A 23162-nucleotide genomic window follows, 5' to 3' on the forward strand; every position below is an offset into this window, starting at 1 on the left:
GGTTGATTTTGTCAGCTTTGGTAATTATAGGATGATAGTTCTTAATCAGAATATAGCGTTAAACTTAGTCTAAATCTTCGCCAAACCCGCTCGACAAATGGCGTATCCATTGAGTATGCATAGCGCGTCAATCTGTTGCATGTTATTGTTAATTTTTATTTTCGAGTACTGACTTTAGATACCGCTTTTAGATACCGTTTATAAATACCATATCTTACATAACGTATTTTTATTGCAGTGACTCTAATTAATCCCGTTTTATATAAAGCTTGGGGAATTCCATGTCTTATCAGGTGTTAGCCCGTAAGTGGCGCCCTGCAAAATTTGAAGAAATGGTAGGACAGTCGCATGTCTTATTGGCTCTTACAAATGCATTAACTCAGCAGCGCTTACATCATGCATATTTATTTACCGGCACTCGAGGTGTCGGTAAAACCAGTTTAGCTCGGCTATTTGCCAAGGGGCTTAACTGTGAACAAGGCGTTACATCTGCGCCATGTGGAGTGTGCTCGAGTTGTATTGAAATTGCCCAAGGCCGATTTGTTGACTTAATCGAAGTCGATGCCGCGTCGCGTACCAAAGTGGATGACACCCGCGAGTTACTGGACAATGTCCAGTACAAGCCTTCACGCGGTCGCTTTAAAGTGTACCTTATCGATGAAGTTCACATGCTATCTCGAAGTAGTTTTAATGCCTTGCTTAAAACACTGGAAGAGCCACCTGAGCATGTGAAGTTCTTATTGGCGACCACAGATCCACAAAAATTGCCAGTAACAGTGTTGTCTCGCTGTTTGCAATTTAATTTAAAAGCCTTTCTCAAGATGAAATATCTAAACAATTAGACTTCATCTTGACTCAAGAGCAACTCGAGTACGAACCTCAAGCTCTTTCTTTATTGGCAAAAGCGGCTAACGGCAGTATGCGTGATGCGTTAAGTTTAACGGATCAAGCCATTGCATTTGGTAGTGGTCAAGTCATGCATCAGCAAGTGCAGACTATGTTAGGCAGTATTGACGCCCAGCAAGTTATTGCGCTGTTGAAAGCCCTGTGTGATGCAGACGTTGCTAATTTAATGGTGACAATTCAGCAAGTACTAAGCTTTGGTGCTGATGCCGATGAAGTGCTGCGAAGTTTACTCGAGTTACTGCACCAAATTACCTTAAGCCAGTTTGCACCTGCTGCGGCGCAGCAATCACTTTATAGCGAACAAATTCTAGCGTTCGCTGAGCAACTAACTCCTGAACAAGTACAGCTTTATTACCAATTGTTACTTACAGGCCGAAAAGAGCTGGCCTTTGCCCCTGATCCTAAATCAGGATTAGAAATGGCATTACTAAGAGCTATTGCCTTTGTGCCTGAAAAAGCGGTAAAACGCTGGCATACAAATGATGCCGCGCAAGTGTCATTGCCTGCTGCGCCAAGTGCAGAAGCTATTGCTGAGGCAGCTTTAACGTCAGGGCTTAAACAAGAACTGAAACAAGAGCTTAAACAAGAAGTAAAGCCAGAGGCTCAAGACGTTAACCAAACTGAGTTAAAGTCAGAGCCTAAACCTGAAACTAAGCCAGAGGCTAAATCAGAGCCTCAATCAGACGAAGCCCTTGCAGCTGAACAAGCAATACTATTAAGCCAAGCCAGTAGTTTAGGTTTTAACGCTAATTCAGAATCAAAACAGGAAGCAGAGCTCGCACCTGAACAAAAAGCTGCATTAGTCACAGAGCAACAATTAACGCAACTAAATACTGAAACAGTACTTGCTGAAGCGCAAGTAAACACGTCTGCAGTTGACGATGCTAAGCCGCAATCTATTACACAGCCTTTAACAGAGCCTGAAATTAAACCTGAGCCTGAGTCTGAACCAGGGGGAGGGCCTTTAAATCAACCTCAAGCGCAGTCAAATGACAGTGATGGCATGCCAATGGATGCTTATGAGCAATTTGCCCAAGCAAGTGCAGAAGGCTCAATGGATGATTATCAACACGATGATATGAATTCATTTTCAGCATCTTCGTTTGATGACAGCCAGTTGATGGATAGTCATTCAACTAACAACGCGCCGCAAACTCAAGTCAATGAGACTAAAGCTGCTCCTGAGCCAACTGCTGAAGAAGCAGCAGACTTAGATGCGCTGCTTGATGCTGTACTGGCGACCAATGATTCATTAAAAGCTGATTTAACAACACTTGCCACAGAAGGTGAACAAGCAAAAAAGCAACAGGCGGCAGCGAATCCTAGTATTAAGGTACCCGCACCACGCAGTAAAATTGCCGCAGAAGGAAATGCACAAACTGAATCAAATCAGCAATCAAACTCGCATTCAGAAGATCATTCATCCAACACGGCTTCAGCAGAAACAGATGAAGCTAAAAATGAGAATGATAGAGCGCCTTGGAGTAAGCCTGAAGATGCTGTTGAGCCACCAATGGCTCAAGCTCTGTTAACGAAAGAACAATCATCAGCTAAAGCTGAATCTAGTGTGCAAGTTGATACGACTAACACTGTTGATACAGCGCTAGTTAAGGCTGAGACTGTATCATCTTCGTCGAATGATGCTACTACGACTAATATGGCGGGCAGTAACGCAGTTAATGCTATTGAACAGAGTAACGTTGTAGCTTCATCACAAACACCTCTATCGCAATCGGAGCCATCAACAGCACTTGTCAGTGATGAACATGAAATATCAGGTGATGAGTTAGACTTACATTGGTACAAGGTGATGGCATCATTGAGTATTGGTGGCCGAGTAAGGCAGTTGGCAGTTAATTCTGTTTGTCAGCGATTGGAGAACCCAATCCCATTATTATTAAAGCCGGATCAAAAACATTTGGCTGCCGATGTGGCGATTGAGCAACTTCAAATCGCATTATCTGAGCGTTTAGGCGAACCAACAACAGTATCAATTACAGTTGGCTTAGACAGAAAACATGAAACACCGCTAGAATTAAGAAAAAGATTCCATCGTGAGTTATTAGCTAATGCAAATTACGCTTTAATTAATGATGACAAAGTACAATGGATGTTCACACGATTAGCTGCACAGTTAAATCCTGATACCTTGGTGTATCCAGCAGAGAAGTTACAGGCCATAGGCCAACAAATTCCTGCTTTAGTCGCACAATAATTGCGCGAAAGCGCTAGCAGCTTCAAAAGTTTGATAGCAATAAACTGAGATTTATTGCCAATTTATTTTTTTCAGTAAGATTAGCCCCACTTTGGCTGCTTGCTAATAACCTAATTAAGAGAAAAGACTATGTTTGGAAAAGGCGGTATGGGCAACTTAATGAAACAAGCCCAACAGATGCAAGACAAAATGGCTAAAATGCAAGAAGAAATCGCTCAGTCAGAAATGACTGGTGAAGCGGGTGCAGGTTTAGTTAAAGTGACCATGACAGGTGCACACAACATTCGTAAAGTTGATATCGACCCAAGCTTAATGGAAGACGACAAAGAAATGTTGGAAGATCTTATCGCTGCAGCATTCAACGACGCAGCACGTCGCATCGAAGAAAATCAAAAAGCTAAAATGGCAGAAGTGACTGGCGGTATGCAACTTCCTCCAGGAATGAAAATGCCTTTCTAAGACTGACAATGCCTAACTTAGCGTTAAGCAAAGTTAGAAACTAGTTAAATTTTAAATGAAAGCCCAAGTTATTAGCTTGGGCTTTTTTGTGGGCGATTTTCGTTTGCAATGTGAGTATTGTGAGTATCTGACACCAGAAAATCAGACGCTTTGACATTGCTGAATATTTTACAAGAAGCATCAGACTACAAAGTATATTTTAATGGCAGCAATATTGGGTTTGGCAGTTATCATTACCTCTATGACAGCGGGCGAGAAGGTGATGCTGCAGTCATTGCTTTTTCACCTCTTAAGCAACAATTAGTGGTTTATATCATGCCGGGGTTCGAACACTACCAGTCACTTCTTGATGAGCTTGGAAAATATAAGTTAGGCAAATCGTGTCTTTATATCAATAAGCTCACTGATATAAACTTAGATACTTTCAAAAAGCTAGCGAGTTTGTCAGTAAAGGAGATGCAGCATAGGTATTGCTGTAAACAAAGTTAATTCTTTTACAAAGCTCGTTTTCATCGTTCAATTCAACATTGCTATTTTTATACTGACCTTATGACAACAATCCTTTATACCTTTTTGGCATTAGTCGCGTTTGCAGGAAACTCGGTATTATGTCGAATTGCACTGGGAGATAGTGCCATTGATCCCGCAAGTTTTACTGCTATTCGATTATTGTCTGGCACCGTTGTGTTAGTTGTTATTGTAAAACTGACGCAAGTCATCAAACCCGAGACGAATGTTAAAGGTAACATTAAGAGCAACAACAAGCGTCATCATAATCTGTTTCCTCAAAGTTTAAATCCAATTACTCAAATATTAACGGGGCTGAAAACAGGCAAATTCAAAGCTGCAACCATGTTGTTTGTATATGCTTTGACTTTTTCTTATGCCTATATGTCACTTGATACAGGTATTGGGGCGCTGATTCTATTTGGTTCAGTGCAAATGACAATGGTAATTTGTGGGCTTATAAGCGGGCAGAAAATACAGCTTAGTGAGTTATTTGGCCTTGTGACTGCGTTTTCAGGATTTGTGTACTTGATGATGCCTGGTGCTAGCTCGCCTTCATTCGTGGGCTTTATACTCATGAGCATATCGGGTGTGGCTTGGGGTCTTTACACCCTCAAGGGGAGAGGGGGTAATAACCCTATAAAAGATACCTGCGATAACTTTTTTTGGACTTTACCATGGGTAGTATTATTACTCATGGTGACAATAGCTTTCTCAACAATTACTTATTCCGGAGTGATATTGGCGATTGTCTCTGGTGGGCTAGCATCTGCTGTTGGCTATGTCATTTGGTATGCTGCGCTCAAGGGATTATCGGCAATTCAAGCTGGTGTGGTGCAGTTATTAGTGCCGATTATTGCTGCATTAGGGGGCGTTGTCTTTGCTAGTGAGCAGGTAACTCTAAAGCTTGCCCTCGCAACAGCAATCATTTTAAGCGGAGTTCTGATGGTGCTATCGGCAAAGTGCCGTATGGTAGCTCGACATAAGTAACTCATACTTAATAATATTATTAATAAAGACCCAACAGACAAACTATTCCACATTCCCAACCCTTCACTTGAATTTTACCTTGCTGATATTCTCACCATTTAACTCGCTTATACCACTATTGCTGTCTTTGTCTCTTGCCGTTTTAAGCGCCCACAGCGTTAATTTTGACTCTGTCGATTAGTCATGCTTAAGTATTCAAAACTTTACTCTAAGTTAAAAATATTTGACACGAACAAAAAGTAAGCATAAATTAACCCTAAGTTAAATATCTTTAACATGGAGTGAGGTTAAGTTAACATGTCGAACAAGCAGAAGTTATATCAATGGTTGCAAGAAACCAGCTTTAGAGAAGTGACCTTATCAGTGGATTTATTGGTGACAGGTTACATTTTCTATATTTATTTAAGCCGTATGTTCTATGCCAGTACTGAGGAATTAGCTTCAACGGTGTGGTTATCAGGTGTGCTACTCGAAATTATTATTTACTCGGTAGTGTTGATGGTGTTGAGTTATATCGTATTGGCATTTGTCAGCGATGATGAATTAAATCAACCTATGGATGTGCGAGAAAAGCAAATAAATTTAGTAGGTTATAAGTACTCTGCAATAATCTTACAAACTGGGGTTATTTTAGCCATGGTACAATATGGGTTAGACAAACAAGCTGAAATAATTTTGTTTGAGCCTATCCCACACTTACCATTACATATATTACTGGTGGCATTTTTAACCGCCGAGTTAGCCCATTACGGTGTGCAGTTGTATAAGGGGCGCACAGGAGATATTTATGGGTAAAAATGATCAAGAAGGTATGGGAATTAGCAACTCTATTCGTACTTTACGGTTTTTACATGATGAAATGACTCAAAAGCAGCTTGCTGAGCAAATTGGAGTCACTAGACAAACAGTGATGGCTATCGAGTCAAATAAGTATTCACCCACTTTAGAGGTGGCATTTAAAATTGCCGAAGTATTTAATTTACCGTTAGAGGAAGTGTTCCGTTATCGCTCTGACAAGTAACTTATAGAGGCTGATTAATGATAGGCAGGCTAATATTGTCTGTACGGCTGAGATATGGACGCAATAACTCTTTGCAATCTTTATCGCTTACGATAATAATTCATCCATTCATTTAGCTGATACCATTTTGACCCAGCTAAGCCCATTTTTATTTAGTGCTACAGCACTGTTAAGGCCATTATTAGGTTATGAAATTTAGTCCGCTAGTTGATGAATTAATTGAGTCGTTACGTTGTTTACCGGGTGTTGGCCCTAAGTCTGCCCAGCGTATGGCATTTCAGTTATTAGAGCGTAACCGTAAAGCGGGTCAAAAGCTGGCGAGTGCATTAGAGCGCTCAATGAGTGAAGTTGGTCATTGCCAAGCATGTCGAACTTTTACTGAACAAGAGCTATGCCCAATCTGTAGTAGCCCAAAGCGTGGTAATGCAGGTGTTATTTGTGTTGTTGAAACGCCAGCAGACGTATTAGCTATTGAAGCTGGTGGTCATTTTATGGGGCGCTACTTCGTGTTATTAGGGCATTTATCCCCCCTAGATGGTGTCGGGCCTGAAGAGCTAGGTCTTGCGTTACTTGAAAAGCACTTGTCGTCAGAAGATGTCACCGAGCTTATTTTAGCGACAAACCCAACGGTTGAAGGTGATGCTACAGCGCACTTTATCGCTGATATCGCTCGCCGTCATAATGTGGTTATCAGCCGTATTGCTCACGGCGTGCCAGTGGGTGGCGAGCTTGAGTATGTTGATAGCACCACATTAGCGTTATCGTTTAACGGTCGGATCCCGCTATAGACATTATATTAAACGTCATAACTTTTGATGTGTAATAGATAAAAAAGGGCTAATTTAGCCCTTTTTGCGTTTTTTTAGCCATCAGAAAAAAATCCCCTTGAAAACGTAATTTCACGCCCCATTTCCTAGGTAACAAAGAATTTTAGTTTTATTGAACATATCGAAACGGTTTCAATAAAATTGCTGTATTAACGTTAAACCAAGGGAAATTTTCATGTCTCAACAAGAAACACATGGCTTTCAAACCGAAGTAAAACAACTTCTTCATCTGATGATCCATTCTTTATATTCAAATAAAGAAATTTTCTTACGTGAACTAGTTTCAAATGCGGCCGATGCTGCAGACAAGTTGCGTTACCTTGCCTTAACAGACAACACGTTATTTGAAGATGATACTGAACTTCACGTTCGTATCAGCACCGATAAAGAAAAAGGCACCGTTACGATTGAAGATAACGGTATCGGTATGACACGTGATGGCGTGATTGAACATTTAGGTACTATTGCTAAATCAGGTACTGCTGATTTCTTCAAAAACTTATCTGGTGAAGAGTCAAAAGATTCGCAACTTATTGGTCAGTTCGGTGTAGGTTTCTACTCTGCATTTATTGTTGCCGACAAGGTTACGGTTCGTACTCGTGCAGCGGGCGCTGACGTTAACCAAGGTGTAGTGTGGGAATCAGAAGGTGAAGGCGACTTTACTGTTGATACCATCACTAAAAATAGCCGTGGTACTGAAATCACGCTGCATTTACGTGACGAAGAAAAAGAATACGCAGACGATACCCGTTTACGTTCAATCATTACTAAGTACTCTGATCATATCTCAGTACCAGTAGAAATGTTTGAAGAAGGTACGCCAGCGGTTGAAGCGACTGAAGAGGGCGGTGAAGCGATTCCTGCTACTGAAGGTCAGTGGAAGCCAATGAACAAAGCTACTGCGCTTTGGACTCGTAGCAAATCTGATATCTCTGATGAAGAGTATCAAGAATTCTATAAGCACATTTCACACGATTATGGTGATGCTGCTAGCTGGTCTCATAACCGCGTTGAAGGTAAGCAAGAGTACACCAGCTTACTGTATATCCCGAGCAAAGCGCCGTGGGATATGTTTAACCGTGATGCTAAAAATGGTCTTAAATTATTTGTTCAACGTGTATTCATCATGGATGACGCTGAGCAGTTCATGCCGACTTACCTACGTTTCGTTAAAGGTCTAATCGATTCAAATGATTTACCATTAAACGTGTCGCGTGAAATCTTACAAGATAATAGCGTGACGAAAGCACTACGTGGTGGTGTGACTAAACGCGTACTGGGTATGCTTGAAAAAATGGCTAAAAACGATGCTGAAAAGTATCAAGCATTTTGGGCTGAATTTGGCCAAGTGTTAAAAGAAGGCCCTGCTGAAGACTTCGCAAACCGCGAACGTATCTCAGGTCTATTACGCTTTGCTTCAACTCATAATGATACCCCAGCAACTGACGTGTCTTTAGATGATTACATCAGCCGTATGAAAGAAGGCCAAGACAAGATTTATTATATTGTTGCTGACAGCCATGAAGCTGCGGCAAACAGTCCACATCTTGAATTGCTACGTAAGAAAGACATTGAAGTGTTATTAATGTCAGAGCGTATTGATGAGTGGTTAATTAACCATTTAACTGAATTTAAAGACAAGAAACTCCATTCTGTGACTCGTGGCGATTTAGAGCTAGGCGAGTTAGAAGATGCGGCTGAAAAAGAAGCTCAAGAAAAACTTGCAGGTGAAGCTGAAGGTTTAGTTGAGCGTATGAAGACTGCGTTAGGCACTAAAGTAGCTGACGTTAAAGTAACTTCGCGTCTAACCGATACGCCTGCTTGTGTAGTTGCTGGTGAAGGTGAAATGTCATCACAAATGATTAAACTTATGCAATCAGCGGGTCAGCCTGTACCTGAGTCTAAGCCTACGTTTGAAATTAACCCGCATCATCCATTGGTTGAGCGCTTAAACAACGAACAAGACGAGCTGTTATTTGCTAATTGGGCAGACTTATTACTGCAACAAGCGCAGCTTTCTGAAAAGGGTAGCTTAGCGGATCCTTCTGCGTTCATTAAGCTAACCAATGAAATGCTAGTAGCAAGCTTGAAGTAAGCACAGTTAATCCTGTTACTTAGTAAGTTATAACCAAAAAGCGGACCCAGTGTCCGCTTTTTATTAGCAATCATTTTTAGCCAGTGTGATACTGATCTAATCGGATAGCTAACAAGGATCCACGATGGAACATATTATTAATTTAACCAAAGAGAACATTCAGCAAGTTGTTGATGCCTCAATGGATAACTTTGTTGTTATGTCTTTTTGGGCGCAGCAACAGCCAGAAAGTGTGCAAATGCTGCAAGTGATGGAGCAAATTGCCAACGAGCAAGCTGGACGCTTTATTTTGGCGAAAGTGAATTGCGAAGCAGAGTTAGAGATTGCGAATTATTTCCAAATTCAAAGCTTGCCGACTCATTTGGTACTTAGCAAAGGCCAGCCTGTTGATGGTTTTGCAGGCACGCAAAGCGCCGCGCAAGTCAACGAACTGCTAAATAAGCATTTACCTGCCATGTGGGTACAAGATTTAAATGCCGCTAAAGCAATACTTGTTGAAGAAAACCAAGCCAAAGAAAAGCTTGAACAAGCATTAGCGCTATTAAAAAGTGCTTATGCAGAATCTGAGCAGAACGGCGAAGTGGCATTGGTCTTAGTTGATGTATATTTGCAGCTTGGCATTTTAGCTGACGCTAAAACCTTATTAGAGACCATAGGGCTTGCGGATCAAGATAGCTACTACCAAAACCTTAAAGCCAAGCTTGCGCTAGCTGAGGATGCGGCTGATACGCCTGAAATCCGCCAGTTACAACAGGCACTAGAGCAACAACCTGATAATACAGACATTTCAATTGACCTTGCTAAAGCGTTAAATCAAGCAAATCGCGGCGAAGAAGCATTAGAAAGCTTATTTGTGATTTTGCAAAAAGATTTATCAGCGGCTGATGGCAAAGTTAAACAAGTGTTTATGGAAATACTGACTGCTTTAGGGCAAGGCAATACCTTAGCCAATCAGTATCGCCGCCGTTTATACAGCTTACTGTATTAAACAACACCCTTTTAAGTACGCCGCGACGTATTAGATATTGGTCTAACTCTTTCGCTTTTTGCCTTCTAAAGACAGGCTAAATGTGCGAGAATCGCGGCCTAAAAATATGAAAGCAATAAAGAGGACTTTTGAGATGCGCATTATACTATTGGGTGCCCCTGGTGCCGGTAAAGGCACACAAGCTCAGTTTATTATGGAGCAGTACGGTATTCCACAAATCTCAACTGGTGACATGCTTCGTGCAGCAATTAAAGCTGGCACAGCATTAGGCTTAGAAGCTAAATCAGTGATGGATGCGGGCCAGTTAGTATCAGATGACCTAATTATTGGTTTAGTTAAAGAGCGTATTGCACAAGATGATTGTGTGAAAGGCTTCTTATTAGACGGTTTCCCACGCACTATTCCTCAAGCAGATGCGATGGTTGCTAACGGTATTGAAATCGATCACGTTGTCGAAATCGATGTACCAGATGAAGAAATCGTTAAGCGTATGAGCGGCCGTCGTGTTCACTCTGGTTCTGGTCGTGTTTATCACATCGTTTACAATCCACCTAAAGTGGAAGGTAAAGATGATGTGACGGGTGATGATTTATCTATCCGTCCTGATGATGAAGAAACAACAGTACGTAAACGCCTTGGTATTTACCACGAGCAAACTAAGCCGTTAGTAGAGTACTACGGTAAAGTGGCTGCTGAAGGTAACACTCAGTACACCAAGTTTGATGGAACACAAACTGTTGCCGCTGTTAGCGAGCAAGTTAAACAGTTATTAGGTTAATTACCTAAGTTATGTGTTAAGCAACAGTATCTGATTGCTGTTGTTCATAAAAAAGCCTGCATAGCAGGCTTTTTTATGGCATAAATAAAATCACCGTCACAAAAAGAAACAAAGATAGATATCTATCTTGGTGTTGATTGTTTTTGTGTTAAAATTAGCGTTTGTTAATAAGCAAAATGCCGTATTTATTCATTATCCCTTTTAGCACGGATGCCTACTCAGAGAGTTTAAGATGAAGTTTCCTGGTCAACGCAAATCTAAGCATTATTTTCCTGTCAATAACAGAGACCCATTACTGGCTCAGTTAACCCAACAAGAGCAGTCGGTGTCGACTTATATTTGTGGTATCGACCAAACCTTGGTAGATATTGAAGCTAAAGTAGAAGACGAGCTTTTAAGCCGTTATGGTCTTCCAAAAGGGAACTCAACCCTCATTGATGACCAACAAGCCCATGAACTTTACCATGAGCTAAAAAGCAATGAGATGATCAGCGACGAGTTTGCTGGTGGCACCATTGGTAATACAGTACACAATTATTCCATTTTGGCTGATGACCGTTCAGTGTTGTTCGGGGTGATGAGTCAAAATATCATGGTAGGCAGCTATGCTTATCGCTATCTTTGCAATACTTCATCAAAAGTTGATTTGAACTACTTGCAACCTGTTGATGGCCCTATTGGTCGTTGTTTCACGCTTATTTCTGAAGACGGTGAAAGAACCTTTGCCATTAGTAAAGGCTCAATGGATAAACTCACCCCAGAGTATATCGATCAAGAAGTCGTGCAAAATAGTTCAGCTTTAGTGATCACAGCATATTTAATGCGTGCCAGTGAAGGCGACGGAATGACATCAGCGGCAATGAAAGCCATTGAATATGCAAAAGCTGCAGATGTACCAGTAGTACTAACCTTAGGTACTCGTTTCTTAATTCAAGAAGACCCAAAGTGGTGGCAAGATTTCATCCGTGAAAATGTGACTATTTTGGCGATGAATGAAGATGAAGGTGAAGCGTTAACGGGCTTTAGCGATCCATTACTTGCCAGTGATGCGGCGCTTGAATGGGCTGACATGGTGCTTTGTACCGCTGGCCCATTAGGCTTATATACCGCAGGTTACGCTGAAGATACTGAAAAGCGTGCAACTAGTCATATTTTACTTCCTGGTGCGATTCCTGAATTTAACCGTTACGAGTTCTCTCGCCCTAAGTTAAAAGCAGATTGTGAAACGCCAATTAAAGTCTTTGCCCATATTTCTCCTTACATGGGCGGCCCTGAGTTAATCAGAAATACCAATGGCGCAGGTGATGGTGCATTGGCGGCGCTATTACATGACTTATCGGCGAATACTTTTCATAAAACTAACGTGCCGGGTTCGAGCAAACATCAGCGTGATGGCCTGTGTTACTCATCGTTCTCACAAGTGTGTAAATACGCTAACCGTGTAGCATATGAAGTGCTGGCCCAACACAGCCCGAGACTTTCTCGCGGTTTACCAGAACGCGAAGACAGTTTAGAAGAATCTTACTGGGAAAGATAAGCCCATATTTGATGAAAAGGCGACCATAGTGATATGGCCGCCTTTTTTTGTTTTATCACTACAAGGTAAATTAGCGCAACTTGCACTTGTACCTGCGGTAAATTTCAGTAGGATGTTTGGGTAAATTGATTAACTACCTCATTGTAAGTAAATCAAGTCTATTTAGCACTTACCACGGTTCTGACAACAGAACTAACAATAGATTTAACGGCGAATTTGGAGAGCAATGTGAAGGGACAAATCTTAAGAGAAATGAAAGTACTTAAGGCGATTGAACCGGCTTATGAAGTTGAACGTCGTGTGGCGTTTTTGAAGACTAAATTGGTTGAAGCACATGCTAACTGCTTAGTGCTTGGCATAAGTGGTGGTGTTGACTCTTCTGTTACAGGCAGATTGTGCCAGTTGGCCGTTGATAGTTTAAACGAAGCCAACCCTGAACAAGCTTATCAATTTATTGCGGTGCGTCTACCTTATCAAGTTCAAAAAGATGAAGATGAGGCGCAGTTAGCTTGCCAGTTTATTAAGCCAAGCAAGCAGGTCACTGTGAATATTGCTGACGGCGTTGTTGGTGTTCACAATGCAACAGTATCAGGCCTAGAAGATGCCGGCATCACAGTTGCTGAAAACGATAATCTTGATTTTGTCAGAGGCAATGTTAAAGCGCGTATGCGTATGATTGCCCAATATCATATTGCTGGTTTAACGGGTGGCTTAGTGGTTGGTACTGATCATAGTGCTGAAAATATTACTGGTTTTTATACAAAATTTGGTGATGGAGCGTGTGATTTAGCGCCGTTATTTGGTTTAAATAAACGTCAGGTACGTAAATTAGCTAGCTTTTTAGGTGCGCCAGAAGTGTTGGTGATTAAAGCGCCGACAGCTGATTTAGAAGACGATAAGCCACAACTTGAAGACGAAGTGGCGCTTGGACTAAGCTACGATCAAATTGATGACTTTTTAGAAGGTAAGTCAGTGGATGCAAGCGTTGAAGACAAGTTAATTGCGATTTATAAACGCACTCAACACAAGCGTCAGCCAATTCCGACTATTTATGACTAATTAAGTTTACTGATGTAACTTCTCACTAGACTGATTTGTTGGTTAGAAAATTGGCGATAATCTAAATATGGCGCAATAAGTATCTGCTTATGCGCCATTATTTTTTGCTTCTCATCTAGTGGTTTAGCTTTAAATATGGCTTCACCTATTTCAGCATTGTTTTTATTATTCGCTTTAACATCCTCTAACGCTTGCTGACCACATATAATGTGAACTTTGGCTTGCTCAAGTTGAGTGCTATTAATAACCAGTTTGGTGCTTATAAGCTCATTTGATGGCATGAAAAGTTGATTTCTAACGGCTCGCCAAGCATCGGCATTATCTGACTTCACCGCTAATTTCGCCATAATGGTCAATATTTTTCGCCAGTGATTTCCGTTTAGTTCAATCACTTGTTCTATGAAGTTTGAGTCATTAGGTTTGATATTGTCTGGCATCATTGGCGGGTTAGGTAAATAGAAAGCAATATCTGCACTGTTATCACCGATTAGCAATGATAAGCTTTCTGATTTATAGAGGTCTGATGTCATTTATTTGTCTGTTAATTCAATCATTTTTCTTAGATTATCATTAATATCAGCTAGACTCTAACGCTATACCACATCGTTTCTATACTGATATCAACGTGAGCATTACCGGTAAATAGTTACAAGGACAGATAAATGAAAGCCATTGTTATCGGCTCGACAAAGCATGTTTTATTTTTTGCGATTTACGGGTTTATTGGCAGTGTCATCGCTTTATTGGTGGCGATTGTATGGATCTTAAATGCCCGCGCTGAGTTAGACCCATGGCATACCACTCATTTAAAGCAAGAATATCACCAGCAATCTGGCTTAAAGGCCTTTGCTGAGTACCTTGAACTTGAAGATAAGCTTTTTACTGAACTCGATAACAAAATCTATCAAGAATACATTCCACAAGCCCCATCTGTGATTAATCGCTATGAAAATGGCAGTTTGTCCGACCCCAATATTTGGGACATCAATTGGAACCGTTCTTTTGAATGGAAAAATGCCCAAGCTGAATATGGGGTGTTATTAGTCCATGGCATGTCTGACTCGCCATATGCAATGTCACATTTAGCGAAACAGTTTAAATCATCCGCTCATGTATTAGGTTTAAGGCTCCCAGGTCACGGCACGATTCCAGCTGGGCTCACTGAAATTACTTGGCCAGATCTTGCAAGTGCAGTTGCACTTGCAACCAGTCATATGAAAGCGGAGCTTAAAGGCAAACCCTTATATGTTATAGGCTTTTCTACTGGTGCGGCACTTGCGTTAAATATCGAGCTTGAACGTATTGCATTAAATAAACCGCCTGAATATCAAGGCATGGTATTTATATCGCCAGCAATTGGCTTAGCGCCCATTGCTGCAGGCGCTAAATGGCAGGCTAGGCTGGGCAGTCTACTAGGTTATGAAAAGCTGTTTTGGAACAGTATTTCTGTCGAGTACGATCCTTTTAAATATACTTCATTTGCTGTAAATGCAGGGGATGTGGTATATCAACTTGCGCAGCGTAACCAAGATATCATTGCAAAACTGACCGAGACTCAGTTGCAAAGCATACCGCCGCTATTAACCTTTCAATCTATCGCGGATGATACGGTTTCTTCGACTGCCGTTATTCAATATTTATATCAATATTTACCCGCGGAGCATCATAGGTTAGTGGTGTTCGACATTAATCGTAATCCTAATAATCATCAGCTAATTACCAATGATCCGTTAAATGAAATGGCGTCACTTTGGCTAAATTCACCGATGAATTATCAGCTTAGTATTATTGAAAACAATCCAGATAGAGATCATTATGTTCAAGAGCATCTGGTGGCGGGTGGTGAGTCTAAAGACGTAAATTCAATGTCGCTTGAGTGGCCAAAAGGTGTTTATTCTCTTTCCCATGTTGCATTGCCATTTCCTGAGTCAGACACCTTATATGGGCCTCATTATCAAAAGGAAAATGCGCACATTCAAATAGGCCAAGCCATTTTTAAAGGGGAGCGGGGGCTGTTTGGGATCCCCGCATCTGAAATGTTAAGGCAAAAATGGAATCCTTTTTATCCTTATATGATTGAGCAAATTGAAGACTTTATTAAGCCTTCTGCTCAGTAGCCTGTTCGTTAATCACATTAATGATGACTTTGTTTCTGCCTTGCTGTTTGGCGGCATAAAGATTGTCATCAGCCACTTTTATCCAAACGTCGATATCGTTGGAAAAGCTTGCGTTAGCAGTAATTGCCCCAACGCTAGTAGTGACAGAAAACTGCTGTTCATCCGTTGGAGAGGTTATTACGACCTCTGAAAGCTTTTGTTTGAATTTATTTAAGTGTTGTTCGATTTTGAGCGCGTTTGATAGTGGCAAGATCAGTAAAAATTCTTCACCGCCATATCGAGCCACAATATCAGTGTCACGCTTGAATTCATTGCTTAGTAACCCTGATACAACGCGTAAGCACTCATCACCAGCTAAATGCCCATAAGTATCATTCACCTTTTTAAAGAAATCTAAATCTAAGATGACTATGGTAATGGCATGTTCTCCACGAAGGCAGAAGTCTAGCACTGCTTCAAATTTATCTTCGGCAAAGCGACGATTCTTAAGTCCTGTGAGTGGATCTTCATCGACTAACGATAGTAGCTTTTTATTGGCTTGTTCAAGTTCATCTGTACGAATAGCAACGGTCTCTTCAAGTTCAAGTTGCTGCTTTAACAATGCGCGCTTACTTGAAGTTAATCTCTGATAAAGATTAAACACTTCAATAGAGGAGTTCTCATCGACCACTTGGCTTTTTAATTCTTCATTACTCATTTGACCAAATTGGTTCGCTACAATTTCTAACGGTGTAGTGAGCAATTGACATACTTTTCTAGAAATCAATGATGTGAGTATGAGTGAAAAAATGAGCAGGATAAAGGTACTAAACATCTGGGTTTCAGCTGTTTTTAACAGCGGGGATAAGGGCTGAAGCACATATAATCGCCAGCCATTATTTAATTTTTTATTGGTATACACATATTCAGGTGAGGTGGCTTCTAAGTTGTTTAATTTAATCACGTCTAATGAAATGTGATACAAGCCCTTATCATCAGAGTATTTAAATTCTTCATGCTCAGTTAATCCCAGTTCTGATGTGGCATAGATGATGTGATTATTTTCATCGACTAAAACAAGCAGCTCTTTATCGCCATAGTTATTTTTGTTATCGATGCTGGAGAAAAAACGTAAATCTAGCGAGCCTTCAATGATCCCAGCTACATTGCTCTCATTGTTGCCACTGTAGAATGGGGCACTTATAGCAACAATAGAATCATTGCCAAAACCTCTACCTTGGAATACTGGCGACACAAAGACACGGCGGTTGTGAAAAGCTTCTATAAAGTAACCTCTGTCCTTGATCGACATATCCTTGATGTTGTTGTTTTCATCTAACATCATCGCACCAGGACTTCCAGCGACAATTTTAGCATTTTCATTAGCAATTAACATGGTGATAAAGCTAGGGTAATTGTTATGAAGTTTACTGAGCATGGGTTGCCATTCATCGGCGTTAGTACTTGCTAGGCTCAGAAAGTTGGCTGCATACTCGACAACCTTTTTATGATTTTCAATATATTGCTCTGTGGCAGAAGCTAAATGAACTGTGGTGTCGGTTAAATTTCGCTGAAGTAAGGTTTGTTGTTTTGCTAAAAACAAATAATTAAAGGTCAGCGCAGAGATTAATAAACACAAGGTGAGCATTAATGTCATGAAGTAAGTTACTTGATCATTAAAAGAGCGACGAACTTTTGCCGTGCTCTGACCGTTAAATAGCCATAGTTTTGGGACCAATACGATAAGTAATGAAGCTAAGCTGGCATAAATGAGACCATTAATACTTTGTTTAATAATGGCGAATAACATATGACTGTCAGGTAAGTCACTAAAGGTATTCATATAAAGATAAGCCAATGGCATACCAATAGTTAGCCAGTACAAGGCACTGCCATATAATGGATATAAGCCTTTTTGACGGGAATACCCAATAAAGAGCGCTTCGACGCCAAAGATTAAATACACATGAGGACTACCCCACGTCAGCATTAAACCTGTGGAACTTAATAAGGCTGTTATCAAGGCATACCAAGGACCTAATATGACTGCTGAGATGATAGTGAAAGTATTACCGAGTACCAATTGAACATTGGCAAATATAGGGATTGGATAACAGTTAATGATGAAACCAATCACACCTAAAATAAGTGCAAAAATAAGGTTTCGTGGCTTAATGGATTTGATATTCAATGAATCATCCTTGTCATTATTATAAAAAAATACTACCTGCCTTATTCAGCTAGTACAAGTCTTTGACGCGTTTAGGATGATTTTGTTTTATGGCTTTATTTAATGGAGAGATTACAAAGCCTAATTGTCACTGACCTCGCCAAAGTAGTTGGCCACTTTTGGTTAACTGATAGCCTGTTAATAAATTGGCGAGTTGTGTGGTATGAGCTTGGTTTAACAAGCTAATTAATGCTTGAAGTTGACGTCTAAAAAAGATGCTTTGTGACATAACAAAATCGAAAGACTCGGTCAGTTTAGGGATGAAGTGTAAGCCACTTTCGGCAGCAACAGCTTGGCACCCAAAGCCAATGTCAGCATTATTACGAGCAATATAACCTGCTAACTCACGTTCAGATTTCGCTGTGGCAGTGTAAAGCAATTCATTCAAATTAACATTTTGCTCGGTTAGCCATTGCTCTAAGTGGCGTTGACTGCCGGCGCCTTTTTGACGTGATACCCATCTAAGTGGTTGTTGTGGTACAGCTATATCACTTTCAAAAAGTGAAGCCATTTCTTGTCGCACCATTAAACCTTGATGGCGTTCATAGCCACTGACTAATATCCATTGCTGGTGATTAGGGTAGCTTTTTAATAATGAAAATAAGCTATCACGGTTACCATGCTCGTTTTCCCAGTGAATACTGCAAACATCGGCATAGCCACGTGAAAGTAACTCTAAACCTGACTTTGACCCCGTTGAGCTATAACTGATTATTTCTTGGTGATCACCTTCGGACATTAACTGTGCAACTAACATCGACAGCAGCGGGTCGTCACTACCCGTAATATGCATTCGGTCGGACAACATGCCACTGTGGCATGAATCCATAAGCCATCTATCGATTAACACTTTGGGAAATAACCATTTCCCCGTGACTTTTGTCGCGGGTAAAATACGATGGTTTGCCATTGAGTAGACTTTTTTCTCGTTTAAATCCAAATATTCAGCAACTTGCTTGGTGCTCATATAAATGATGTTTGAGTCAGCTGGCATGGTAATCCTAAATTAAATGGCATCGATAGAGCTTAATACTGTTATAAGCTAGTGTAATAATTGCTGTTTCAGTTGCAAATTAACATACAAGCTAAAGTTGATATTTGTGGGCAAGGTTGGGTTTCTTACACAGGAATTGACTATTAACTTTGCGATGAAACCTGTTCGCACTATCTTTTGAATATCTGTTGTCCCGATTTTGAAATAAAAAGAATTAATACATGATTTATTCCCAAGGTGTTTGTTAATGAACGAGGCTAATTTTAATGATCACGCTACAAAGCTTGTATCTTTCGAACCTGCCTGTTTGGAAACAAAGCAAACATCACAGGATAAAAAAGCCCTTGATGCAGCGGTATTGGTGATAGAGCCAAATGTAAGTGTGTGGGAAAAGGTCGAGCCGACGTTATCACAACACTTTGGGCTGGTTCAGCATGCGAGAAGTGTTGAGTTAGCAGTGGTGAGTTACAGGCGCTTTAGCTTTAATCTGGTTATTATTGATATCAAGCAAGTGTCTGCATTTTGGCAGGCATTAACTGAAAAGAATAATCAGTCTAGTTTTGTTCAATCAAATCAAGTTCAGTTAAACAGCTCTCAATCCAAGCTCATTCGAACACAAAGCATTAAGTCGAAGCTGGTTAATCCAGTGCATTTTCAACAAGAGCATACGCAGCAAGACTATATTCAGTCTAAATCTGAGCAGTCCAAGCTTATTGAGCCAAAGTTCATTGAGCCTTTTGAAAACTATAATTTTAATGCTTATCCCGAATTAGCTGAGCAGCAGATATTTCCCAAAGACTTTATAGTTTTAAGCCGTATTGTTGAAGCTGAAGATGTACTCAGTATGATGCGGCTGGGCGCAAAAGACGTTATTAGTAAACCTATTCAAGTTTCTCGCCTTGAATCTGCTATTTCACGCTGGTGTGTAAACCATCAATGTAAAGCCCAATACAATGCTAAGGTTTCTAGCCTTAAGCTAGACCAGCATATTGGCGACAGCGCAGTTGCGGATGCCATTCGTTTAAATATCATTAATGCCAGTATCAGTGGCAAACATCTGTTAATTGAAGGGCAGAGCGGTACAGGGAAAAAACGAGCCGTTCGACACTTACAGCAGTTAGCGGCTAATAAAAGCCAGATAATTAATATTGATTGTCGCTTTGAAGCGCAGCTTAATCTGGGTAGTTTGAATCTTTATCAACAGACAGAACTTGATGAACTGAAGGTAGAGCAAACTCAATCTACCTTAGTTGTTTTTAACCATATCGATGAGATTTCAGTGTCTGGTCAAATTGCGTTAATGCAGTTGTTATCGTCTTCTGAACTCATCAATAACCCACAAATTAGGCTAATCAGTTTAAGTTGTTCTTCACTATTAAAGCGGGTTCAAAGCGGAGCATTTTCTTCAGAGCTTTATTATCAACTTGCAGGTCTTAGTATGTACTTAGCGCCACTAAATGAGCGCGCAGAAGATATTGTATTGTTGGTGAAGTATTTCACTAATCAATTAATCACCAACAGTGATGCTAATAGGGAAGTGCTGCTTAATCGTTTTCAAGCTTGGCGAGTAACTGATTTTCAAAGTCTGACTGAATATAGCTGGCCAGGAAATATTCAAGAGTTAAAGAATACGGTAGAGCATTGTTTGTTGATGGACCTATTACCGAATGAATTTTTTAAACAAAACCCGCAAACAAACTGCCTACAAACCAAATGCAATGAAAAAGATCAGTTACCTAGCTCCAGCCAACACTTCTTTCCTATAGATTGGGATTTAAAACAAATTGAAAAAGCCCATATTTTGCGGGTTGTGAATCTCTATCAAGGTAATCGATTACTTGCCGCTGAACATCTATGTATTTCCCGCAAAACGATTGATAGGAAGTTGAATGAATGGGCAGAAGAGGAAAAAAACTAAAGACAAAGCCTAGGGCCTGTTGAACTTTCAAGGTTGTTTTTGCAGTGAATTGTTGGGCATTTATACAAGGCTGAGACTTTGTGGTGTAGTTATTCTACATAAAAAGTCGATAACGCAGTAAAAATGCCCAACAAACGCTGCCCAAAGGGTTCGACTAAAAGCGTTTTACTTTTTGTTGGATAAGTCTTTGTGAATAAAGAGATGCTTAAATGACTAGGCATCAATCCATCCGCCTTAATTAAATCGCTTTTGTCTCGAACAAAATTTAACCGGCAAAGAACAACAGGCCCTAACAGTCATTTTTTATGACAGTTATTTATCGAACACTTTTAAAGGACATTTTGTCCTTTTTTCGTTTTTGATTTTCTATTTTTCTGGCTTTTGTGTTACCTGCAGTAGTTTTAAAGGCTCTTTATTGAGTATTCATACAACGGAAGTAACAATGCGCGCAACAAAAATAGGACTTTCTAATTAGGACGTTGCAGCAAAATGAACATCAACAAGCCATCCCATAAATCACTACATTTCTCCATTTTATCAATTGCTATTTTAGCCAGCTTTAACGCTCATGCAGATACGGTCGAAAGGGATCCTATTCTTAACATTCAAGAAGTAATCGTCGTTAAAGGTGAAGGCCCGACTGCTGCGCAATCTTCAATGACTCACTGGGATATTTCAAGGGAAGAAATTGAGGCCTCTGGTGGTCAAAGTCTTGACTTGATTTTAGCTAATGTTCCAGGGATTTATGTAAGAGTGGGGGGGCAAGGTACACCAAGAGTGGATATTCGCGGTTTTAAAGCTCGCCATGTTATTTACTTAATTAATGGTGTGCCAGCAAATGATGCAGAAGATGGACAATTCGACCCAAGTGTTATTCCTGCTTCACAAATTGAATCAGTTGAAGTGTCAGTTGGACCATCATCAGTTCTTTATGGTCCAGGTGGTGCGGGTGGTGTGATTAACATCATTACAAGGCAAGGTGATAATGCACCTAGCGTTTCAGGTAATCTTGAGTTTGCTGAAAACGATACATTTAATGGCAATATCAATTTAGCGGGTAGTGGTGAAAAGTGGCAAGGATTTATGAGCTACAACCGCCAGCAAACAGATGGTTATCCATTATCATCTGACTTTGAAGAGACAGAAGAACAAGATACAGATGTTCGCTTAAATGCTGATAAAACCTTAGATAACTTCTACGCCCAAGGCAGTTACTTTATTTCTGACGATACGATGTTAACTGCAAATGTTAACTATAAGTCGGGTAGTTGGGGTAAGCCAAGCAGTGATGGAACTGGAACGGGTAAAGTAAAATACGAACGTGTAGACGATTATGAAAGCTCAATTGTTCAGTTAGGGTTTGCGCACAAGTTTTCTGATCTTTTAGTGCTGCGTGGTTACGGTTATCACAATGAGAGTCAAGTATTCGAATCAGCCTATACCAGTCGTGATTATAGTGATATTAGCTCTAGCCAAGATGGAACTTCTACGGTTCAAGGGGCAAACTTACAGCTTGTGGCTGATTTTGATGAATCGGGTTTACTGACAGGTTCTTTGATGAGCGAAAAGCAAGCTTGGGAGTCGATTAATTACGAAGCTGAGGTTGCTGCAGTGCACAGTTCTGGCAGTGGTTCAGGAGGTGGCTCTGGTGGAGGAAATGGTGGCGGGAATGGCGATGGTAGCGGTTCAGGCTCGAGTGATAACTTTAATGAACAAGGATGGTTACATACTTTTGCTCTTGAATATCAGTATCAACACAATGATAAATATGGCATGACGGTTGGTGCAGCAGTGCATAACCAAGAACGTGATAGCGAAAACGAGAATAATTATTCTGGGCAATTATCCGGTTATTGGCGTGTGGCTGATGACAGCAAAATTCACGCAGGTATTGCTCGAAAGGTACGTTTCCCTTCCTTAAGAAACCTATATGCCAAGTCTTCAGGTAATCAAGATTTAGAACCAGAAGAATCTGCTCATTTTGAATTAGGTCTTAATCAAGGTTTTGCCTATAACACCAATATGGATATCACAGGTTATTACACGGATGCCGAAAACTACATCGCAAAAGACAGTGATGGCTTCTATCAAAATATGGATGACTATAAGTTCAAAGGCGTTGATTTTTCTATATCAAACCAATATTTCGACGACTTAGACCTAACATTTGCTTATAGCTATTTAGATTCAGAAGATACCGGTAATGTTGAAATGAATGAGCTTGAGCATCGCCCTAAACATCAATTTAGATTCCAAGGGCAATATGGGTTTAATTTCGGATTAAAAGTTAACTTAAATGTTGAACATATTACTGATCAAGTTTATTACACCAGTGAAAAAATATCAGGCGAAACTGTTTCAGTTAAAAATGAGATGGATAGTTATACCTTGGTGGACATTAATTTAGTACAGCCACTGATGGTTGATAATTTAGAAGCTTATATCAGAGCGACTAATCTACTTGATGTTAATTACTACCAAAGTGAAGCACTTCCTCAAGCAGGTAGACAGATCTTTGTTGGCATAAACTGGCAGATATAGT

The 23162-nt window shown here is 40.4% G+C and carries 17 protein-coding genes and 1 pseudogene; 15 read left to right on the top strand and 3 right to left on the bottom strand.

Features of this window, described 5'->3' with window-relative positions; translation table 11 throughout:
* Window positions 1-281 precede the first annotated feature (281 nt).
* From dnaX to nadE, 12 genes and pseudogenes are all read left to right on the top strand, one after another.
* Window positions 282-3121, top strand: a pseudogene (dnaX, locus tag AC0L4E_RS06560) (DNA polymerase III subunit gamma/tau).
* A 129-nt stretch (window positions 3122-3250) separates the two neighbouring features.
* The gene (locus AC0L4E_RS06565; protein ID WP_153916128.1) at window positions 3251-3580 is read left to right on the top strand and encodes a YbaB/EbfC family nucleoid-associated protein; all 330 of its coding nucleotides are present in this window, start codon (window positions 3251-3253) and stop codon (window positions 3578-3580) included.
* A gap of 150 nt (window positions 3581-3730) precedes the next feature.
* Window positions 3731-4069: a DUF1801 domain-containing protein gene (locus AC0L4E_RS06570; protein WP_473678515.1), complete on the top strand. Its 339-nt coding sequence runs from the start codon at window positions 3731-3733 to the stop codon at window positions 4067-4069.
* 60 nt (window positions 4070-4129) lie between these two features.
* A complete protein-coding gene (locus AC0L4E_RS06575) occupies window positions 4130-5077 on the top strand; it encodes a DMT family transporter (protein ID WP_473678516.1) in 948 nt (315 codons plus the stop codon).
* Between the two features lie 297 nt (window positions 5078-5374).
* Window positions 5375-5872 (top strand): hypothetical protein, encoded by a 498-nt coding sequence (locus AC0L4E_RS06580; protein WP_473678517.1) that lies wholly within the window; start codon window positions 5375-5377, stop codon window positions 5870-5872.
* Entirely contained in the window at window positions 5865-6098 is a 234-nt protein-coding gene (locus AC0L4E_RS06585) for a helix-turn-helix transcriptional regulator (RefSeq protein WP_248983807.1), read from the top strand. The genes AC0L4E_RS06580 and AC0L4E_RS06585 overlap by 8 nt, the downstream gene beginning before the upstream one ends.
* Before the next feature lie 188 nt (window positions 6099-6286).
* A complete protein-coding gene (gene recR / locus AC0L4E_RS06590; RefSeq protein WP_473678518.1) occupies window positions 6287-6886 on the top strand; it encodes a recombination mediator RecR in 600 nt (199 codons plus the stop codon).
* 214 nt (window positions 6887-7100) lie between these two features.
* Window positions 7101-9020 (top strand): molecular chaperone HtpG, encoded by a 1920-nt coding sequence (gene htpG / locus AC0L4E_RS06595; RefSeq protein ID WP_473678519.1) that lies wholly within the window; start codon window positions 7101-7103, stop codon window positions 9018-9020.
* Between the two features lie 124 nt (window positions 9021-9144).
* Window positions 9145-10008: a co-chaperone YbbN gene (locus AC0L4E_RS06600; protein WP_473678520.1), complete on the top strand. Its 864-nt coding sequence runs from the start codon at window positions 9145-9147 to the stop codon at window positions 10006-10008.
* A gap of 133 nt (window positions 10009-10141) precedes the next feature.
* Window positions 10142-10786 (top strand): adenylate kinase, encoded by a 645-nt coding sequence (gene adk / locus AC0L4E_RS06605; RefSeq protein WP_220754986.1) that lies wholly within the window; start codon window positions 10142-10144, stop codon window positions 10784-10786.
* A 232-nt stretch (window positions 10787-11018) separates the two neighbouring features.
* Window positions 11019-12323 carry an inosine/guanosine kinase gene (locus AC0L4E_RS06610; RefSeq protein ID WP_285164912.1) on the top strand — a complete coding sequence of 435 codons (1305 nt, stop codon included), beginning with the start codon at window positions 11019-11021 and terminating at the stop codon, window positions 12321-12323.
* A gap of 228 nt (window positions 12324-12551) precedes the next feature.
* Complete coding sequence (nadE, locus tag AC0L4E_RS06615; RefSeq protein WP_473678521.1) at window positions 12552-13382, top strand: ammonia-dependent NAD(+) synthetase; 831 nt, start codon at window positions 12552-12554, stop codon at window positions 13380-13382.
* Here nadE and AC0L4E_RS06620 read toward each other — a convergent pair.
* Window positions 13379-13912, bottom strand: a complete 534-nt coding sequence (locus tag AC0L4E_RS06620; RefSeq protein ID WP_473678522.1) for a DUF6942 family protein — start codon at window positions 13910-13912, stop codon at window positions 13379-13381. The genes nadE and AC0L4E_RS06620 overlap by 4 nt on opposite strands.
* Window positions 13913-14044: 132 nt before the next feature.
* Here AC0L4E_RS06620 and AC0L4E_RS06625 point away from each other — a divergent pair, with 132 nt between their 5' ends.
* Complete coding sequence (locus AC0L4E_RS06625; RefSeq protein ID WP_473678523.1) at window positions 14045-15499, top strand: alpha/beta hydrolase; 1455 nt, start codon at window positions 14045-14047, stop codon at window positions 15497-15499.
* Here the strand turns inward: AC0L4E_RS06625 and AC0L4E_RS06630 are convergent.
* On the bottom strand, window positions 15480-17669 hold the full coding sequence (locus tag AC0L4E_RS06630) for a diguanylate cyclase (RefSeq protein WP_473678524.1): 2190 nt from the start codon (window positions 17667-17669) through the stop codon (window positions 15480-15482). The two genes, AC0L4E_RS06625 and AC0L4E_RS06630, sit on opposite strands and share 20 nt — an antisense overlap.
* A 127-nt stretch (window positions 17670-17796) precedes the next feature.
* A complete protein-coding gene (locus AC0L4E_RS06635) occupies window positions 17797-18702 on the bottom strand; it encodes a substrate-binding domain-containing protein (protein ID WP_473678525.1) in 906 nt (301 codons plus the stop codon).
* A 247-nt stretch (window positions 18703-18949) separates the two neighbouring features.
* Between AC0L4E_RS06635 and AC0L4E_RS06640 the strand changes: the two genes are divergently transcribed.
* Window positions 18950-20620: an AAA-type ATPase lid domain-containing protein gene (locus AC0L4E_RS06640; RefSeq protein ID WP_473678526.1), complete on the top strand. Its 1671-nt coding sequence runs from the start codon at window positions 18950-18952 to the stop codon at window positions 20618-20620.
* A gap of 489 nt (window positions 20621-21109) precedes the next feature.
* Window positions 21110-23161 carry a TonB-dependent receptor plug domain-containing protein gene (locus AC0L4E_RS06645; RefSeq protein WP_473678527.1) on the top strand — a complete coding sequence of 684 codons (2052 nt, stop codon included), beginning with the start codon at window positions 21110-21112 and terminating at the stop codon, window positions 23159-23161.
* The last annotated feature ends 1 nt before the right edge of the window (window position 23162 follow it).

Source organism: Shewanella sp. GJ50-10, from assembly GCF_055808815.1.

What these genes read in the sequence shown, in the direction of transcription:
- AC0L4E_RS06640 (WP_473678526.1), top strand. Translation starts at nt 18,950, where the DNA reads ATGAACGAGGCTAATTTTAATGATCACGCTACAAAGCTTGTATCTTTC.
- AC0L4E_RS06620 (WP_473678522.1), bottom strand. Translation starts at nt 13,912, where the DNA reads ATGACATCAGACCTCTATAAATCAGAAAGCTTATCATTGCTAATCGGT.
- AC0L4E_RS06575 (WP_473678516.1), top strand. Translation starts at nt 4,130, where the DNA reads ATGACAACAATCCTTTATACCTTTTTGGCATTAGTCGCGTTTGCAGGA.
- recR (WP_473678518.1), top strand. Translation starts at nt 6,287, where the DNA reads ATGAAATTTAGTCCGCTAGTTGATGAATTAATTGAGTCGTTACGTTGT.
- AC0L4E_RS06645 (WP_473678527.1), top strand. Translation starts at nt 21,110, where the DNA reads ATGAACATCAACAAGCCATCCCATAAATCACTACATTTCTCCATTTTA.
- AC0L4E_RS06585 (WP_248983807.1), top strand. Translation starts at nt 5,865, where the DNA reads ATGGGTAAAAATGATCAAGAAGGTATGGGAATTAGCAACTCTATTCGT.
- AC0L4E_RS06610 (WP_285164912.1), top strand. Translation starts at nt 11,019, where the DNA reads ATGAAGTTTCCTGGTCAACGCAAATCTAAGCATTATTTTCCTGTCAAT.
- adk (WP_220754986.1), top strand. Translation starts at nt 10,142, where the DNA reads ATGCGCATTATACTATTGGGTGCCCCTGGTGCCGGTAAAGGCACACAA.
- htpG (WP_473678519.1), top strand. Translation starts at nt 7,101, where the DNA reads ATGTCTCAACAAGAAACACATGGCTTTCAAACCGAAGTAAAACAACTT.
- AC0L4E_RS06625 (WP_473678523.1), top strand. Translation starts at nt 14,045, where the DNA reads ATGAAAGCCATTGTTATCGGCTCGACAAAGCATGTTTTATTTTTTGCG.
- AC0L4E_RS06565 (WP_153916128.1), top strand. Translation starts at nt 3,251, where the DNA reads ATGTTTGGAAAAGGCGGTATGGGCAACTTAATGAAACAAGCCCAACAG.
- AC0L4E_RS06600 (WP_473678520.1), top strand. Translation starts at nt 9,145, where the DNA reads ATGGAACATATTATTAATTTAACCAAAGAGAACATTCAGCAAGTTGTT.
- AC0L4E_RS06635 (WP_473678525.1), bottom strand. Translation starts at nt 18,702, where the DNA reads ATGCCAGCTGACTCAAACATCATTTATATGAGCACCAAGCAAGTTGCT.
- AC0L4E_RS06580 (WP_473678517.1), top strand. Translation starts at nt 5,375, where the DNA reads ATGTCGAACAAGCAGAAGTTATATCAATGGTTGCAAGAAACCAGCTTT.